At 65.9% G+C, this 14,303-nt stretch carries 15 protein-coding genes; 13 read left to right on the top strand and 2 right to left on the bottom strand.

Annotated elements, in window-relative coordinates; translation table 11 throughout:
• Positions 1 to 26 precede the first annotated feature (26 nt).
• From AC5RVS_RS04725 to AC5RVS_RS04750, 6 genes are all read left to right on the top strand, one after another.
• The gene (locus tag AC5RVS_RS04725) at positions 27 to 1,070 is read left to right on the top strand and encodes an LLM class flavin-dependent oxidoreductase (protein WP_494107335.1); all 1,044 of its coding nucleotides are present in this window, start codon (positions 27 to 29) and stop codon (positions 1,068 to 1,070) included.
• Positions 1,071 to 1,124: 54 nt separating this feature from the next.
• Positions 1,125 to 1,868: an NUDIX hydrolase gene (locus tag AC5RVS_RS04730; RefSeq protein WP_494107336.1), complete on the top strand. Its 744-nt coding sequence runs from the start codon at positions 1,125 to 1,127 to the stop codon at positions 1,866 to 1,868.
• A gap of 71 nt (positions 1,869 to 1,939) precedes the next feature.
• Complete coding sequence (locus tag AC5RVS_RS04735) at positions 1,940 to 2,167, top strand: PLDc N-terminal domain-containing protein (RefSeq protein ID WP_494107337.1); 228 nt, start codon at positions 1,940 to 1,942, stop codon at positions 2,165 to 2,167.
• 243 nt (positions 2,168 to 2,410) lie between these two features.
• Complete coding sequence (locus tag AC5RVS_RS04740) at positions 2,411 to 3,256, top strand: ABC transporter permease (RefSeq protein WP_493989809.1); 846 nt, start codon at positions 2,411 to 2,413, stop codon at positions 3,254 to 3,256.
• A complete protein-coding gene (locus AC5RVS_RS04745; protein WP_493989808.1) occupies positions 3,253 to 4,026 on the top strand; it encodes an ABC transporter permease in 774 nt (257 codons plus the stop codon). Before AC5RVS_RS04740 ends, AC5RVS_RS04745 begins: the two co-directional genes overlap by 4 nt.
• Complete coding sequence (locus AC5RVS_RS04750; RefSeq protein ID WP_493989807.1) at positions 4,016 to 4,879, top strand: ABC transporter ATP-binding protein; 864 nt, start codon at positions 4,016 to 4,018, stop codon at positions 4,877 to 4,879. Before AC5RVS_RS04745 ends, AC5RVS_RS04750 begins: the two co-directional genes overlap by 11 nt.
• 107 nt (positions 4,880 to 4,986) lie before the next feature.
• Here AC5RVS_RS04750 and AC5RVS_RS04755 read toward each other — a convergent pair whose 3' ends face one another.
• Positions 4,987 to 5,460, bottom strand: coding sequence for a MarR family winged helix-turn-helix transcriptional regulator (locus tag AC5RVS_RS04755; RefSeq protein ID WP_493989806.1), 474 nt, complete (start codon positions 5,458 to 5,460; stop codon positions 4,987 to 4,989).
• 124 nt (positions 5,461 to 5,584) lie between these two features.
• Here AC5RVS_RS04755 and AC5RVS_RS04760 point away from each other — a divergent pair, with 124 nt between their 5' ends.
• From AC5RVS_RS04760 to AC5RVS_RS04790, 7 genes are all read left to right on the top strand, one after another.
• The gene (locus tag AC5RVS_RS04760; protein ID WP_494107338.1) at positions 5,585 to 6,517 is read left to right on the top strand and encodes an SDR family NAD(P)-dependent oxidoreductase; all 933 of its coding nucleotides are present in this window, start codon (positions 5,585 to 5,587) and stop codon (positions 6,515 to 6,517) included.
• Positions 6,518 to 6,519: 2 nt separating this feature from the next.
• Complete coding sequence (locus AC5RVS_RS04765; protein ID WP_493989804.1) at positions 6,520 to 7,422, top strand: amidohydrolase family protein; 903 nt, start codon at positions 6,520 to 6,522, stop codon at positions 7,420 to 7,422.
• Positions 7,419 to 8,630 (top strand): acyl-CoA dehydrogenase family protein, encoded by a 1,212-nt coding sequence (locus AC5RVS_RS04770; protein ID WP_494107339.1) that lies wholly within the window; start codon positions 7,419 to 7,421, stop codon positions 8,628 to 8,630. The genes AC5RVS_RS04765 and AC5RVS_RS04770 overlap by 4 nt, the downstream gene beginning before the upstream one ends.
• A 34-nt stretch (positions 8,631 to 8,664) precedes the next feature.
• Complete coding sequence (locus AC5RVS_RS04775; protein WP_494107340.1) at positions 8,665 to 9,120, top strand: MaoC family dehydratase; 456 nt, start codon at positions 8,665 to 8,667, stop codon at positions 9,118 to 9,120.
• 162 nt (positions 9,121 to 9,282) lie between these two features.
• Positions 9,283 to 10,278, top strand: a complete 996-nt coding sequence (locus tag AC5RVS_RS04780) for an ABC transporter substrate-binding protein (protein ID WP_494107341.1) — start codon at positions 9,283 to 9,285, stop codon at positions 10,276 to 10,278.
• Between the two features lie 249 nt (positions 10,279 to 10,527).
• On the top strand, positions 10,528 to 11,514 hold the full coding sequence (locus AC5RVS_RS04785) for an ABC transporter substrate-binding protein (RefSeq protein ID WP_493989800.1): 987 nt from the start codon (positions 10,528 to 10,530) through the stop codon (positions 11,512 to 11,514).
• A gap of 427 nt (positions 11,515 to 11,941) precedes the next feature.
• Positions 11,942 to 13,495, top strand: coding sequence for an acyl-CoA synthetase (locus AC5RVS_RS04790; RefSeq protein ID WP_494107342.1), 1,554 nt, complete (start codon positions 11,942 to 11,944; stop codon positions 13,493 to 13,495).
• Positions 13,496 to 13,521: 26 nt separating this feature from the next.
• Here the strand turns inward: AC5RVS_RS04790 and AC5RVS_RS04795 are convergent, their stop codons facing one another.
• Positions 13,522 to 14,157, bottom strand: a complete 636-nt coding sequence (locus tag AC5RVS_RS04795) for a PadR family transcriptional regulator (RefSeq protein ID WP_494107343.1) — start codon at positions 14,155 to 14,157, stop codon at positions 13,522 to 13,524.
• Between the last annotated feature and the right edge of the window lie 146 nt (positions 14,158 to 14,303).

Below are 14,303 nucleotides of genomic sequence, written 5' to 3' on the forward strand. Positions count from 1 at the left end.
CGACGACAGGCAGGACAGGACAAGACATGGAAATCGGTGCCTACAGCTTCGGCGACACGCAACTGAATCCGGACGGCACCCAGCGGGCGACGTCCGAGGCCATCCGCAACCTCTTCGACGCGATCGTCCACGCCGACAAGGTTGGCCTGGATTACTTCGGGATCGGCGAGCACCACACCACCAGCATGCCCGCGTCCTCGCCGGGCGCAATCGTCGCCGCGGCCGCGGCCGCCACGAAGCAGATCCGGCTCGGGAGCGCCGCCAGCATTATTTCCACGGACGATCCCGTTCGCGTGTTCCAGCAGTTTTCCACCGCCGACGCGATCTCCGGTGGCGGCCGTGTGGAAATCACCGCCGGCCGCGGTTCATCGGTGGAAACCTTTCCGCTGTTCGGCTACGACCTGGGCGACTACGACGAGTTGTATGCGCAGAAGCTGGATTTGTTGATGACCATCAACAACAGCCGCGCCCCGGAAGTGTCGTGGAGCGGATCCCGGCGGCCGGCCATCACGGACCTGGCCGTCGTGCCGCGGCCCGCCGCCGGGCCGCTGCCGATCTGGCTGGCAACCGGGGGCAACGCCGCTTCGTCGGCCCGGGCCGGGCAGCTCGGGCTGCCCGTCTCCTATGGGATTATCGGCGGAGCCCCGCACCGGTTCGCGCCGCTGGCCGAGCTCTACCGGCGCACCGCGGCCCAGGCCGGACACAGCGGTCCGCAGATCAAGGTTTCCGTAGCCGCCCTCGGGTTGGTAGCGCCGAGCAAGCAGGAGGCCCTCGACCGGTTTTACCCCGGCTGGCACAACCTCAATGTGGAAATGGGCCGGCTGCGTGGCTGGCCCGCGCCGGACAAGCGCGCTTTCCTGGCCCAGGCCGAAGCGCCGGGCGCCTATTATGTCGGCGATCCGGACGACGTGGCCGAGCGGATTGTCCACCTGCACGGATACTTGGGACACATGCGCCACTTCCTGCAGACCGACATCGGCGGGCTGCCGCACGAGCACCTGATCGAATCCATCACGTTGCTGGCCACCGAGGTCAGGCCGCGGGTTGAGCGGCTGCTGTCACGGAAGTAGGCGCGACAGGGTTGGCTGGAACCAACGCTTCAGCCATCGTCCTAAGCTAAGGGCGTGGATAAAGCGGAGGACAAGCAGGCGAACCAAGCGGAACTGGCGTCAACAGTCATCCTGCTGCGCGATTGCCCCGAGGGACTGGAAGTCCTGATGCTGGAACGCCCCGGCAGGGGGTCCTTCGCCGGTGCCTGGGTATTCCCCGGCGGCAAGGTGGATCCGGGGGACTACCTGGCGGCCGAAGCGGAAGCCCCCGGCGGCACGGGGATCGGCAGCGCCGTCGAGGGTGAACATGGCAGGCAGCTGGCGGCGGCGAAAGTTGCAGGGGTGCGCGAGACATTCGAAGAGACCGGACTGCGGATCGCCGCGCAGGAACTGGTGCACCTGTCGAACTGGGTTCCGCGGCACAGCTTGGTCCGCCGCTTCCAAACGTGGTTTTTTGCGGCAGCGGCGCCGGCCGGGGAGATCGTGCTCAACGACGGCGAGCTGGCCGGCTTTGCCTGGATGCCGCCCGGGGAAGCGCTCCGCCGGCATGAATACGGCCGGATGCGGCTGGTCCCGCCGACCTGGGTGACACTGCATGAACTGGGCCGCTTCGGCACCGTGGCGGACGCGCTGGAAGCCGCCCGGAAGGCGGAGCCTTTCAACTATGAGAGCCACGTGATTGACGACCCGGCCGGCGGGCAGGTCATCGTGTGGGCGGGTGATGACGCCTATCCCGGTCCGGGGCCAGCGGCTTTCGCCGGGTCCCGGCACCGGCTCTCCACCGCGTCGCTGCCGTGGCTGTACGAACGGGACCGCTGAGCCCCTACGCGGCCGGCCGGTGCACGCCTACACTTGAGGCACCTGCTGCCAGAACAGACCGGGAGGCCGCCATGAAGAAAGCCATGAAGAAGAAGTCCTTCAAGGATTTGAGCGGGGGACAGCGGCTGCGCGTGGCCATCATGGCCGGACTGCAGCTTGTCTTGCAGACGGCCGCACTCAAGGATTTGAAGAAGCGCCCGGCCGCCTTGGTCAACGGGCCGAAGCCGGTGTGGTTTGCGGCATCCTTCCTGAATTTCATCGGCCCGTTGGCCTACTTCCTGCTCGGCCGAAAGCGCTGAGCTGCCAAGCACAAACCGTTGATCATTTCAATTCACTGGCGTTAAACACCGTCGCGCAGTGTTGCCTGCGTAACGATGGCCTAGAGTGTTTGACGTCACCAAGTGGCGTCGACCACACTGGAGCTAGTGAACGCATGTTCGGCTAGCGAACAGGGCGGTCTGTATCCCCGTTCTCCGCGGGGCAGAAGGAGTGGAAATGAAATGTGCGCTGTATAGGGCGCCGCACCTCGCGGAGATGCTCTCATGAGCGCCCCCGCGGTGACCACGGACAGCAAGGGTCCGGCGGCCAGCCGGTCCCGCCGGCGCCCGTCGAAGAAGCGTCCCGCCAAGCAGTTGCTGGGGCTTGCCGGGATCCTCGCGTTCCTGCTGGTGTGGGAGCTGGTTCCGCGGGTGGGGATTGTCGAGGCGCGCTTCCTGCCGCCGGCGTCCGAGGTGCTCGCCGTGCTCTTCAACGACTTCGGTTTGGCGGCGTTCTGGTTGGCAGTGGGCGAGACAATGCTCGCGTGGTTCCTTGGCCTGCTGATGGCGGTGCTGCTGGCCGTGGTGCTTGGCTTCATTATCGGTTCGTCAAACTTCCTGCGGAAGTTCACCAACTCCACGGTGGAGTTCCTGCGGCCGATCCCGTCGGTGGCGCTGATTCCGCTGGCCGTGCTGCTGTTCGGCGTGAAGATCGAATCCTCGTTGATGCTGATCGTCTACGCATCGTTCTGGCAGGTCTTCATCCAGGTCCTGTACGGGGTGGCCGACGTGGACAACGTTGCAATGCAGACGGCGAAGTCCTACGGCCTGGGCCGGTTCGCCCGGGTCCGCCACGTGGTGTTCCCCACCGCCCTGCCGTACCTGATGACCGGGGTGCGGCTGGCAGCAGCGGTCGCCCTGATTCTGGCCATCACGGCAGAACTGGTGATCGGCTCTCCTGGCCTGGGTCGGGAAATCGCACTGGCGCAGTCCGGCGGCGCGATCGCGGGCATGTACGCGCTGGTGCTGGCCACCGGCCTGATCGGCGTGCTGGTCAACCTGGTGATGCGCTTCATCGAGCGCAAGACCCTGTCCTGGCATGAATCGATCCGTTCCGAGGTGATCGCATGAAAGTCCTGAAAAGCATTGCCTACGCGCTGGCACTGCCGGTCATCCTGGTGCTGATCTGGTGGGCCTCAACGCTGGGCGAGGCAAACTTCTTCGTACCCACGCCGGCACTGCTCGTCGACGCGTTCGCCGAGACCTGGTTCGGCGAACGGCTCCTGTCCGACGTGCTGCCCTCGATCGGCCGCCTGCTCATCGGGGTGGCCGCCGCGATCATCCTGGGCATCGTCGCCGGCCTGCTGATCGGCTCGATCAAGTGGCTGCGCGACTTCACCGAGCCGGTGCTGGAGTTCTTCCGCGCCATCCCGCCGCCGGTGCTGATTCCGGTACTGATGCTGCTGATGGGCATCACCGACACGATGAAGATTGTGGTCATCATCTCCGGCTGCATCTGGCCGGTGCTGCTGAACACCATTGAAGGCGTCCGCGCCATCGACTCGGTGCTTTCGGACTCGGCGCACACCTACGGCATCGGCGGTATGGCCCGCGTGCGTCACCTCGTGCTGCCCTCGGCGGGGCCCCAGATCATGGCCGGGGTTCGCCAGTGCCTGTCCATCGGCCTGATCCTGATGGTCATCTCCGAAATGTTCGCCTCGTCGTCGGGGCTCGGCTTTACCATCGTGCAGTTCCAGCGCTCCTTCGCGATCCCGGAAATGTGGTCCGGCATCGTAGTGCTGGGCCTGATCGGTGTTGCCATGTCATTCATCTTCCAATGGACCGAGCGCAAGATCCTGCGCTGGTACCACGGCCTGCGAGAGGTAGAAAATGCAGCCTGAAACCACCCCGGTTCCGACCGGCAAAACCCTGCCCGAAGGCCAGGCCATGCTCTCGGTCCGCGGCGTCAAGAAGGTCTACCACACCGACGGCGGCGACATCGAGGCGGTGCGCAACCTTACCTTCGACCTGAGGGCAGGGGAGCTGGCCTGCCTGGTCGGCCCGTCCGGATCCGGCAAGACCACCTTGCTCAAGTGCATCTCCGGCCTGCTGGCACCCACCGAGGGTGAGGTGCTGCTGGACGGCGCCCGGGTGACCGGCCCGCCGAAGAAGATGGCCGTGGTGTTCCAGGAATACGGCCGCTCGCTGTTCCCCTGGATGCGGGTGCGCGAAAACGTGGAGCTGCCGCTGAAGAACGCCGGCATGGGCAAGGCCGAGCGCGACAAGCTGGTGGACGACGCCCTCGAGGCCGTGGGCCTGGACCACGTGCCGCAGTCCTACCCGTGGCAGCTCTCCGGCGGCATGCAGCAACGCGTGGCCATCGCCCGGGCCGTGGCCTACCAGCCCGAGGTGCTGCTGATGGACGAGCCGTTCGCCGCCGTCGACGCACAGACCCGCGCCGACCTGGAGGACCTGATCCGCACGGTCTGGAAGAAACTGGGCGTCACGGTCCTGTTCGTCACCCACGACATCGACGAGTCGGTCTACCTGGGCCAGCGCGTGATCATCCTGTCCTCCTCGCCGACCGTCATCCAGGAAGACCTCCAGATCGATCTGCCCGACGAGCGCGACCAGTTGAACACCCGCGCGCTGCCTCGGTTCACCGAACTGCGCCACCACGTCTACGAACAGATCCAGCTGGCCAAGCAGGGCCACCGCCCGGCAGCGGCCACCCAGGCCGGCAGCGCCAGCTAGCAGTCCGGGCAGGGAGGAGCCGGCCGCATCCTCGCGAGGGTGCGGCCGGCTCCGCTGTTTAATCGGCTGCCCAAGAGCCGGTGCCGCTCATGGCCCGGTGCCGCCGCTCAGAAGGCGATGCGCCGCAGCAAATCGCGCAGCGTCTCCCGTTCCTGTTCGTTCAGCTGGGCCAGGGACTCGTCCGACGCCTGGCGGATGATTGCTTCGGCCTGCTTGTACAGCTTTCGGCCGGGCGCCGTCGCAACGATGACCTTGGAGCGGCGGTCGCGCGGGTCGGCTTCGCGGGTAACGGCACCGCGCCGCTCCAACTGGTCCACCAAGGCCACGATCTGGCTGGGATCCAGGCTCAGGAAGTCGGCGAGTTCGCGCTGCGACGGGTTCTGTCCGCTGCACGCCAGCGACAGCACCGAGTAGGACCGCACCTTCAGGTCCAGCTCGGCCAGCATGGTGTTGGCCAGGCCTGACCCCAGCGAACGCGCCCGCGCCGTGAGGAACTCGATCTCGTTGGCCAGCTCGGTACCGTACAGCCGTTCGAGGCCGTTGGTTGCCGACGGGCGGACGGCCGTGGTTGGTGCGGACATGTTCCCTCGCTCGAAGTCGGTACTACCCAAAATGATTGACTTTTTCAATCATATGGGTTGTCATTGGTTTTAGACCAGCATAAACCGCAACGCACCTCCCCGGTGCGGGACGAAGGAGCAGCAGATGTCTTTGGCCGGAAAAGTAGCGATCGTCACCGGAAGCGGCCGGGGCCTCGGCCTGGCCTACGCGCAGGAGCTTGCCCGGCAGGGCGCCTCCGTTGTGGTCAACGATGTGGCCGCGCAGGTCGCGGAGGAAGCCGTTGCCAGCATCACCGCCGCCGGCGGCAAGGCCACGGTCGTCGTTGCCCCGGTGGGGTCCACCGAAACCGCCCAGCAGTTGGTGGGCGCCGCCGTGGAGACTTTCGGCCGCCTTGACATCCTGGTGGCCAATGCCGGGGTGCTGCGGGACAAGTCGCTGCTGAAGATGACCGACGAGGACTTCGACCTGGTGATCAACGTGCACCTGCGCGGCACCTTCACCTGCGCGCGCGAGGCTTACGCCTACTTCAAGGAGAACGGTGTCGCGGGCCGGATCATCACGATCGGTTCGCCCACCGGCCAGCGCGGCAACTTCGGCCAGACCAACTACGCCGCGGCAAAGGCCGGCATCGTCGGCATGGTCCGCACCTGGGCGTTGGAAATGAAGAAGGCCGGCGTTACCGCCAATGCCGTCATCCCGGTCGCAGCTACCGCGATGACGAAGACCGTGCCGTTCTTCCAGAAGGCCGTGGAGGCGGACGAACGCGGCGAGGCCATGCCCGACTTCTTCCGCAAGGACCTGGGCTTCGGAACGGCCGACGACGTCGCGGGGCTCGTTGCCTACCTCGCCTCCGACGCGGCAGCCAACGTGACCGGGCAGGCGATCGGTGTGGGCGGCGACCGCCTGCAGCTGTGGTCCCACCCCGAGGCCGTCGCCACCGAGTTCATGGACGGTGGCTGGACCTACGAGGCGCTGACCGAGCGCTTCGACGACCTGTTCGGCGGTCGCCTGCAGGGCGTGGGCGAGGAATTCCCCGAGCTGCCGGCCGACCTGCAGCCCGAACCGGCGGCCAAGTAGCCATGGCTCCCACGCGCTACGAACCGGGGCTCGACGTCGCGTCGCTGGCCGCGATCGACATGCATGTGCACATCGAGATCGACGGCCATGGGCACGTCTCGCTGCCGCAGGAACTGATGGACGCCTCGAGCAAGTACTTCAAGGCGGAGGAACGGACGCCGTCGCTGGACGCGATTGCAGCAACGTATCGGGAACTGAAGATGGCGGCCGTGGTGTTCACCGTGGACGCCCGGACCCGCCTGAAGCACGAGCCGAACAGCATCGAGGACATCGCCGAGGGCGCCGCCCGCAACAACGACGTGCTGATCCCGTTCGGCTCCGTCGATCCGCTGACCGGTCCGGCGGCCATCGACCGGGCCAAGTCCCTGGTCGAGGACTACGGGGTGCGGGGATTCAAGTTCCATCCGAGCCTGCAGGGCTTCAATCCGTCCGACGAGCGGTTCTACCCCCTGTGGGAAGCCCTGCAGTCGCTGGGCCTGCCGGCGGTGTTCCACACCGGCCAGAACGGCATGGGTGCAGGCACTCCCGGCGGCTCCGGGATCAAGCTCGGCTACTCGAACCCGCTGCTGCTGGACGAGATCGCCGCTGACTTCCCGGAATTCCAGATCATCATGGCGCACCCCTCGGTGCCCTGGCAGGACGAGGCCAACTCGATTGCCACGCACAAGTCCAACGTGTTCATCGACCTGTCCGGCTGGTCGCCGAAGTACTTCCCGGAATCCCTGGTAAAACTGTCCAACTCGGTCCTTCAGGACAAAGTGCTGTTCGGCACCGACTACCCGCTGATCACCCCGCAGAAGTGGCTGGGCGCCTTCGCGGACCTGCCCTTAAAGGACGAGGTCCGGCCGAAGATCCTCAAGGACAACGCAGTGCGCCTGCTCGGGCTGGGCGGTGGGCAGGCATGAGCGCGGTGGCCGAAGAGAAGGCAGGCACCGCAGGCGGGCCGTTCTATCCCTCCGACCAGTACGGCTACGCCACCCTCCTGACCGACGCTGAGCGGACCGTGCTCGGCCGGCTGCGCAGCGTGCTGGAGGAGCAGGTTCAGCCGCTGCTGGCGGACTACTGGGAACAGGGTGAGTTTCCGTACCAGATTGCCCGGCCGCTCTATGACCTGAACCTGATGGCGCCGACCGAACTGACCGACGGCGGCGCGAAGCCCTCCGGACTCTACGAGGGTTTCCGCAACTTCGAGCTCGCCCGGACCGACGCCTCCGTCGCCACCTTCTACAACGCCCAGTCGGGCCTGTTCCGCACGGCCGTGAACCTTGGCGGCAGCGCCGAGCAGGCTGCAGAGCTGGACCCGAAGATCCGCAGCTTCGAGCTCAAGGGCGTCTTTGCGCTGACCGAACCGGAACACGGATCGGATATTGCCGGCGGGCTCGAGACCAGCGCCCGCCGCGAGGGGGACGAATGGGTTATCGACGGCGCCAAGCGCTGGATCGGCGGGGCCGTCACCGCTGACGTGCTCGCCATCTTTGCCCGCGACCAGGCGGACGGACAGGTCAAGTGCTTCCTCGTCCCCACCGATGCCCCCGGCGTCGGCATCGCCAAGATCCTGCGCAAGACCTCGCTGCGGATGATGCAGAACGCGGACATCACGCTGGCGGGGGTCCGCGTACCGGAGTCCGCGCGCCTGCAGAACGTCAATTCGTTCGCGGACGTAGCCTCGCTGCTGCGAAACATGCGCTCTGACGTCGCGTGGATCGCCGCCGGCGTTCAGGCCGGCGCCTACGAGGCCGCGCTGCGCTACGTCAAGGAGCGCCGGCAGTTCGGCAAGCCGCTGGCCGGATTCCAGCTGGTCCAGGAGAAGCTGGCCACCATGCTCGGCAACCTCACGGCCTCGCTCGGCATGGCGGTGCGGCTGACCCAGCAGCAGGAGGAAGGCATCTACAAGGACGAAAACTCGGCTTTGGCCAAGATGTTCTGCAGCGCCCGCATGCGCGAGACCGTTGCCTTGGCCCGGGAAGTCGTTGGCGGCAACGGCATCACCCTGGACACCGACGTCGCGCGCTTCCACGCCGACGCCGAAGCCGTCTATTCCTATGAAGGCACCCACGAGATCAACGCCCTGATAGTCGGCCGGGCCATCACCGGCACCGGCGCATTCCGCTAGAACCATTCCGCACCGCATTCCCCAAGGAGCACCCATGAGCAACACCGTCGTCAGCCTCGAAGAACTGCCCAACCTGGTCGGCAAGGACCTGGGCTACACGGACTACCGTGAAATCACGCAGGACCAGGTCAACACCTTTGCCGATGCCACCGATGACCACCAGTGGATCCATACCGACCCGGAAAAGGCCAAGGAAGGCCCGTTCGGCGCACCGATCGCCCACGGCTTCCTGACCTTGTCGCTGATCATTCCGCTCTGGAGCGAACTGTTCGACGTGGAAGGCATTACGACCAAGGTCAACTACGGCCTGGACCGTGTCCGCTTCACCAGCCCGGTGAAAGTCGGCTCCAAGGTCCGCATGCACTCGGTGATTTCCGAGGTCACCGAGGTCAAAGGCGGCGTCCAGATCAAGACCAACAACACCATCGAAATCGAAGGCGAGGAGCGCCCCGCGGTCATCGCGGAGTTTTTGGCCCGCTTTTACGCCTGACGCCGGGCCGCTCCCGGTCGCAATGGAAGGCAGGTCTACAAATCCTGCCTAACTGTTGATTTATTCAACTATTGTATCTACATTGTATCTAGGTGTGGTGCCGATCACAGTCAGTCTCCCGACGGCGGGGGCGGCGGCGCCGAGGACCGCGAGGAGCAATTCATGAAGAAGCACTTGGCGAAGTTACTGGCCGGTGGCGCGATTGCCGCAATGGCATTGACCGGCTGCGGCTCCGGCTCCCCCTCCGGGACGAACGAAGCGCCGGCGGAACAGTCCGGCGCCGCCGGCTCCGGGATCACCAAGCTCACCGTGGGCGTGCTGCCGATCGCCCCGTCGGGAGCCATGCAGTACGGCATCGATAAAGGCATCTTCGAGAAGCACGGCCTGGAGCTGGAGTTGCAGACCGGGCAGGGCGGCGCTGCCATGCTGCCCGCCGTTTCGACCGGCACCATGAACTTCGCCGTCGGCAACCCGCTGTCGGTCATGACTGCGGTGGACAAGGGCCTGGACATGAAGATTGTCTCCGGCTTCAGCGCCTCGCGCGCCGAGGGCGAGGACAACAATGCCGTCATCGTCAAGGCCGACTCGGGAATCGAGACCTTTGCCGACCTGGCCGGCAAGACGACTGCCGTCAATACGCTCAAAACCCAGGGCGACCTGACCATCATGGAATCTGCCGAGATGGATGGGGCCGACCCCTCCGCGCTGAAGTTCAGCGAAATGCCGTTCCCGGACATGGAAGCGCAGCTGGAACGCGGCAACGTGGACGCCATCTGGGTCCCGGAGCCGTTCCAGTCCAAGGCCCTCTCCAACGACGCCTACAAACTCCTGGGCTACCCGAACCAGAAGACGCTGCCGGGCCTGCCCACCATGGTCACATTCACCAGCGGCAGCTACGCCGAGCAGAACCCGGACATCGTGGCCGACTTCAAGGCCGCGGTGACGGAAACCCTGGAGGCCGCCGAGGGTGACACCGACGGCGTCCGCGCGGTCCTGCCGGAATTCATGGGCATGCCGGAGGAGGTCGCCAAGAACCTGAAGATGGAAGTCTTCGACGGCGAGGTCCGCACCGAGGTGCTCAGCGACATGGGCGAGCTTATGGTCAAGTACGAGTACGTGGACAAGGCACCCGACGTGCCGGCCATGATCGTGCAGTAGCCTTCGTTCTTCGCAAGCGGCAGGGCGGTTCCGGTGATGCGGCAGCCGCCCTGCGGCGTGTTTCAGCCCGTGCCGCACGGGCGTCGGGCCCAGCTGGCCCGCCCGGACGTCTCGGATGGTCCCGGGGCCGGCCGTGGCCCGGACCGGAGCACGGTGACCCCGGATCGTTGACTGCCTCCACTATGTCCGTAGATACTGTGACCTAAGGCACACTCTTGCTGCATGGGGCGGTGAGTGGGAGAGGGACCCATGAAGAGAATCAGAACGGTAGCTGCGTTGGCGGCAGTGCTGGCGGCAACAGCCTGCGGAGGCGGCAGTCCATCCGGTGGCGGCGGTGCACCGACAGGCGGCACCGAAGCCGCCGGGGGGCTCACTCCGATCAGCGTTGGGGTCATCCCGATCGTTGACGTGGCCCCCATCTACCTGGGCGACCAGGAAGGATTCTTCGAAGAGGAGGGCCTGGATCTGGAGCTCGTGCCGGCACAGGGTGGCGCGGCCATCATTCCGGCCATCACCAGCGGTCAGATGGACTTCGGCTTCAGCAATGTCACGTCACTGGTGATTGCCCGCTCCAAGGGGCTGAACATGCAGATGGTGGCCAATGGCGCTTCGACCACCGGCAACCAGGATGAGGATTTTGCCGCCGTGATGGTCAAGCCGGACAGCGGGATCAAGGAGATTGCGGACCTGACCGGCAAGCGCATCGGCGTCAATACGCTGAACAACATCAGCGACTCCACGATCCGTGAGGCGGTGGAGCAGTCCGGTGCGGACTCGTCCGACCTGAATTTCGTGGAAATGCCCTTCCCGGACATGCCCGCGGCTCTCGCCAACGGCAACGTGGACGCGATCGCCGCGGTCGAGCCGTTCGTGACCATCGTCGAAGGTGACGGTGCGGTGCCGGTGTTCTCCAACTACGCCTATCCCGTGGAAAATCTGACCGTGGCGACCTACTTCACCTCGGACGACATCGCCGGGGAGAAGCCGGATGTCACCCAGGCCTTCGTTCGGGCGATGAAGAAGTCGTTGGCGTTCGCCGACGAGAACCCGGACCGGGTGCGCGAGATCCTGCCCGAGTACACCCAGTTGGACCCGGCGGTCATTGAGCAGCTGACCCTGCCGAAATTCCCGCAGGAGGTCAATGCCGAATCCATCCAGGAGATCGCCGACATCTCGCTGAAGAACGGCCTGATCGAGGAGATCCCGGACATGGAGGCGCTCCTGCCGCAGCAATAAGGGTCCACCGGCCTGCGTTGGCCGACGTGTTGCCGGGGGCCTGGCGGCGCCGCTACGGGCGGGCCTTGGGCAGAAACGCCTCTCCGCGCTTGCGGAGGGGCGTTTCACTGGCCTGGGGCGGGCCGAACCCGCTGCCTTTTGGGGCGGGCGCCCTTTTGCGGGCGGGCCGAGCCGATCGCGTTCTTGAGGCCCAGAGGAGCCGGCCGGAAGGCGCGCACACCCTCGGTTGTTGGTGCGCCGAAAGCCGGCGGTAGGCCGGCATCCTCAACTATTGACTTTCTCAACTAAAAAGCCCTAGGTTGGAAGTGTCCGCTGTGACGCGGTTCACCGCGGAGCCGTGAGTTCGGCCCCGCCGGGCTATGAGTTGGGCCCGCTTGCCGGGGCTGTCCAGACCCGCTCGCCGGGTATGTCGGAAGGGTATGTCACGATGCAGAATCAAGGGCTTGGCGCCTGGATTTACAAGCGCCGCATGAAGTCTGCGGAGAAGACCGCGATCATCAGCAGCGCGGGCGACCTGAGCTACGGCGCGTTCGCCGAGCGGGTGGACCGGCTGGCCAACGCCCTGGCGGACCGCGGCATCACCCGCGGCGAGCGGGTGGCCTACCTGGGGGAGAACCACCCGGCGTTCCTTGAAACCTTTTTTGCCTGCGGGACCCTGGGCGCCATTTTTGTCCCCCTGAACACCCGGCTGGCCCCGCCCGAGGTCCAGTTCGCCCTGCAGGATTCCGGCAGCCGCATCCTGGTGCACGCACGCAGCCTGGAAGCGCTGGCCGCCCGGGGCAGTTCGCTCCTGGGGTTGAGCCACCGGATAGTGGTGGAAGATGCCCCGGCGGGAACCGTTGCCGAGGCAGGGGAGCAGGGCACCGCCGTCGAGCTTCTGGAGGAGGTCATTGCCTCCGGCAGCGCAGAACGCCGCGATGAAGCAGTGTCGCTGGACGACCCGGCCATGATCCTCTACACGTCCGGCACCACAGGCCGGCCCAAGGGCGCGCTGCTCACCCACGGCAACATAACCTGGAACAGCATCAATGTGCTGGTGGACTTCGACATGGCCAGCACCGACGTCGCCCTGATGATCGCCCCGATGTTCCACGTTGCCTCCCTGGGCATGGGCGTGCTGCCGGCCCTGCTCAAGGGGGCCACCGTGGTGCTGGAGCCAAAGTTCGATCCGGGGCGGACCCTGATGCTAATCGAGAAGTACAAGGCGACCAGCATCAGCGGCGTGCCGACCACCTACCAACTGCTGTGCGAGCACCCGGACTGGGACAGGACGGACATCAGCTCCCTGAACAAGCTGACCTGCGGCGGATCGGCCGTGCCCATGCGGGTGCTGGAAGCCTACGAGGCCCGCGGGCTGTCCTTCACCAACGGCTACGGGATGACCGAAACGGCGCCAGGCGCCACCACGCTGGCAGCGGAAAAGTCCCGCCCGAAGGCCGGATCGGCCGGGCTTCCACACTTCTTCACGGACATCCGGATCGCCGATCCGATGGGCGAGGTCCTGCCGGCGCGCGAGGTCGGCGAAATCCAGATTTCGGGTCCCAATGTCATCCGCGAGTACTGGAACCGGCCCGATGCCACGGCCGAGAGCTATGCCGACGGCATCTGGTTCAAGTCAGGCGACATGGGCTACGTGGACGACGAAGGCTTCCTGTTCATCTCCGACCGGCTCAAGGACATGATCATCTCCGGCGGCGAGAACATCTACCCGGCCGAGGTGGAGCAGGTCATCCTGGAACTGGAGGCCGTCAGCAGTGCCGCCGTCATCGGCATCCCGGACGAGAAGTGGGGGGAGGTGCCACGCGCGGTGGTCACGGTCCGCGACGGTTTCTCGGTGTCCGCCGAGGAGATCCAGCAGCACCTGGACGGGCGGCTGGCCCGCTACAAGATTCCCAAGTCCGTGGTATTCGTGCAGGACCTGCCGCGGACGGCCAGCGGAAAGATCCGCAAGGCCGACCTGCGGAAGGAATACTCGAACTAGCCCCGGGGCTGCCTTCGCGAGCGGGGCTACTTGCGGGCGCCGGCCGGCTGCGGGGCCTTCGGCTGACGGACGTCCGGCTGGTCGACGTAAAGGCGGTCGATGAGGGCGAGACCGCGGCGGGCCCAGGTAATCTCCTGTTCCGCGCGGGCAACCAGCCCTTCATAGGTGAAGCGCTTGAAGGCCTTCACCCGCGCCCGTTCGCTGTCCGGGGTGCCCGCCAGCCGGCGATTGAGCATCTCGCTGCTGTCGCCGTCGATCTCGCGGATCCGCTGCTCCCACTGCTGCCGGAGTGCGGCGTGGTGCTCAATGTGCGCGCGCATCTGCTCCCGCGCGGCGTCCGGTTCGGCCCACTCCAGGTAGGCCGCCTTCAGGTGGGCGGGATCCCGCACGCGGGTGTAGTCCAGCGTGGTGTTCATCCAGTCCCGGAAGGCCTGCAGGCCGGCGGCGGTGATGTGGTAGCGGCGCTTTTTGCCGCGCTGGCCCCAGACGACCTCCTCCCCGTCGAGCAGGCCTTCCTGCTCCATCCGCCGCAGCTCCGGATAGATCTGGGAGTCGGGCGCGTGCCACACATTCCCGACGGACGCCTCGAATTCCTTGTAGAGGTCGTAACCGGTCATTGGTTCGACGCTGAGCAGCGCCAGTAACGCATAGCGGAGACTCACTGATTCAACTTCCTTTTCAGTGTTGTGTTGCCAATCACTATATCCATCGATAGTCGGATGGCCACGAAAAATCGATGTTGATCCTGAGACGGCCGCTTCGAATCGGGCCGTTTTCGGGATGTGCCCCTGCGACTCTGCGGCCGGCC

The sequence above is a fragment of the Arthrobacter sp. Y3221048 genome, from assembly GCF_059092685.1.

What these genes read in the sequence shown, in the direction of transcription:
- AC5RVS_RS04725 (WP_494107335.1), top strand. Translation starts at nt 27, where the DNA reads ATGGAAATCGGTGCCTACAGCTTCGGCGACACGCAACTGAATCCGGAC.
- AC5RVS_RS04760 (WP_494107338.1), top strand. Translation starts at nt 5,585, where the DNA reads ATGTCTTTGGCCGGAAAAGTAGCGATCGTCACCGGAAGCGGCCGGGGC.
- AC5RVS_RS04745 (WP_493989808.1), top strand. Translation starts at nt 3,253, where the DNA reads ATGAAAGTCCTGAAAAGCATTGCCTACGCGCTGGCACTGCCGGTCATC.
- AC5RVS_RS04765 (WP_493989804.1), top strand. Translation starts at nt 6,520, where the DNA reads ATGGCTCCCACGCGCTACGAACCGGGGCTCGACGTCGCGTCGCTGGCC.
- AC5RVS_RS04750 (WP_493989807.1), top strand. Translation starts at nt 4,016, where the DNA reads ATGCAGCCTGAAACCACCCCGGTTCCGACCGGCAAAACCCTGCCCGAA.
- AC5RVS_RS04785 (WP_493989800.1), top strand. Translation starts at nt 10,528, where the DNA reads ATGAAGAGAATCAGAACGGTAGCTGCGTTGGCGGCAGTGCTGGCGGCA.
- AC5RVS_RS04735 (WP_494107337.1), top strand. Translation starts at nt 1,940, where the DNA reads ATGAAGAAAGCCATGAAGAAGAAGTCCTTCAAGGATTTGAGCGGGGGA.
- AC5RVS_RS04770 (WP_494107339.1), top strand. Translation starts at nt 7,419, where the DNA reads ATGAGCGCGGTGGCCGAAGAGAAGGCAGGCACCGCAGGCGGGCCGTTC.
- AC5RVS_RS04790 (WP_494107342.1), top strand. Translation starts at nt 11,942, where the DNA reads ATGCAGAATCAAGGGCTTGGCGCCTGGATTTACAAGCGCCGCATGAAG.
- AC5RVS_RS04740 (WP_493989809.1), top strand. Translation starts at nt 2,411, where the DNA reads ATGAGCGCCCCCGCGGTGACCACGGACAGCAAGGGTCCGGCGGCCAGC.
- AC5RVS_RS04755 (WP_493989806.1), bottom strand. Translation starts at nt 5,460, where the DNA reads ATGTCCGCACCAACCACGGCCGTCCGCCCGTCGGCAACCAACGGCCTC.
- AC5RVS_RS04780 (WP_494107341.1), top strand. Translation starts at nt 9,283, where the DNA reads ATGAAGAAGCACTTGGCGAAGTTACTGGCCGGTGGCGCGATTGCCGCA.
- AC5RVS_RS04775 (WP_494107340.1), top strand. Translation starts at nt 8,665, where the DNA reads ATGAGCAACACCGTCGTCAGCCTCGAAGAACTGCCCAACCTGGTCGGC.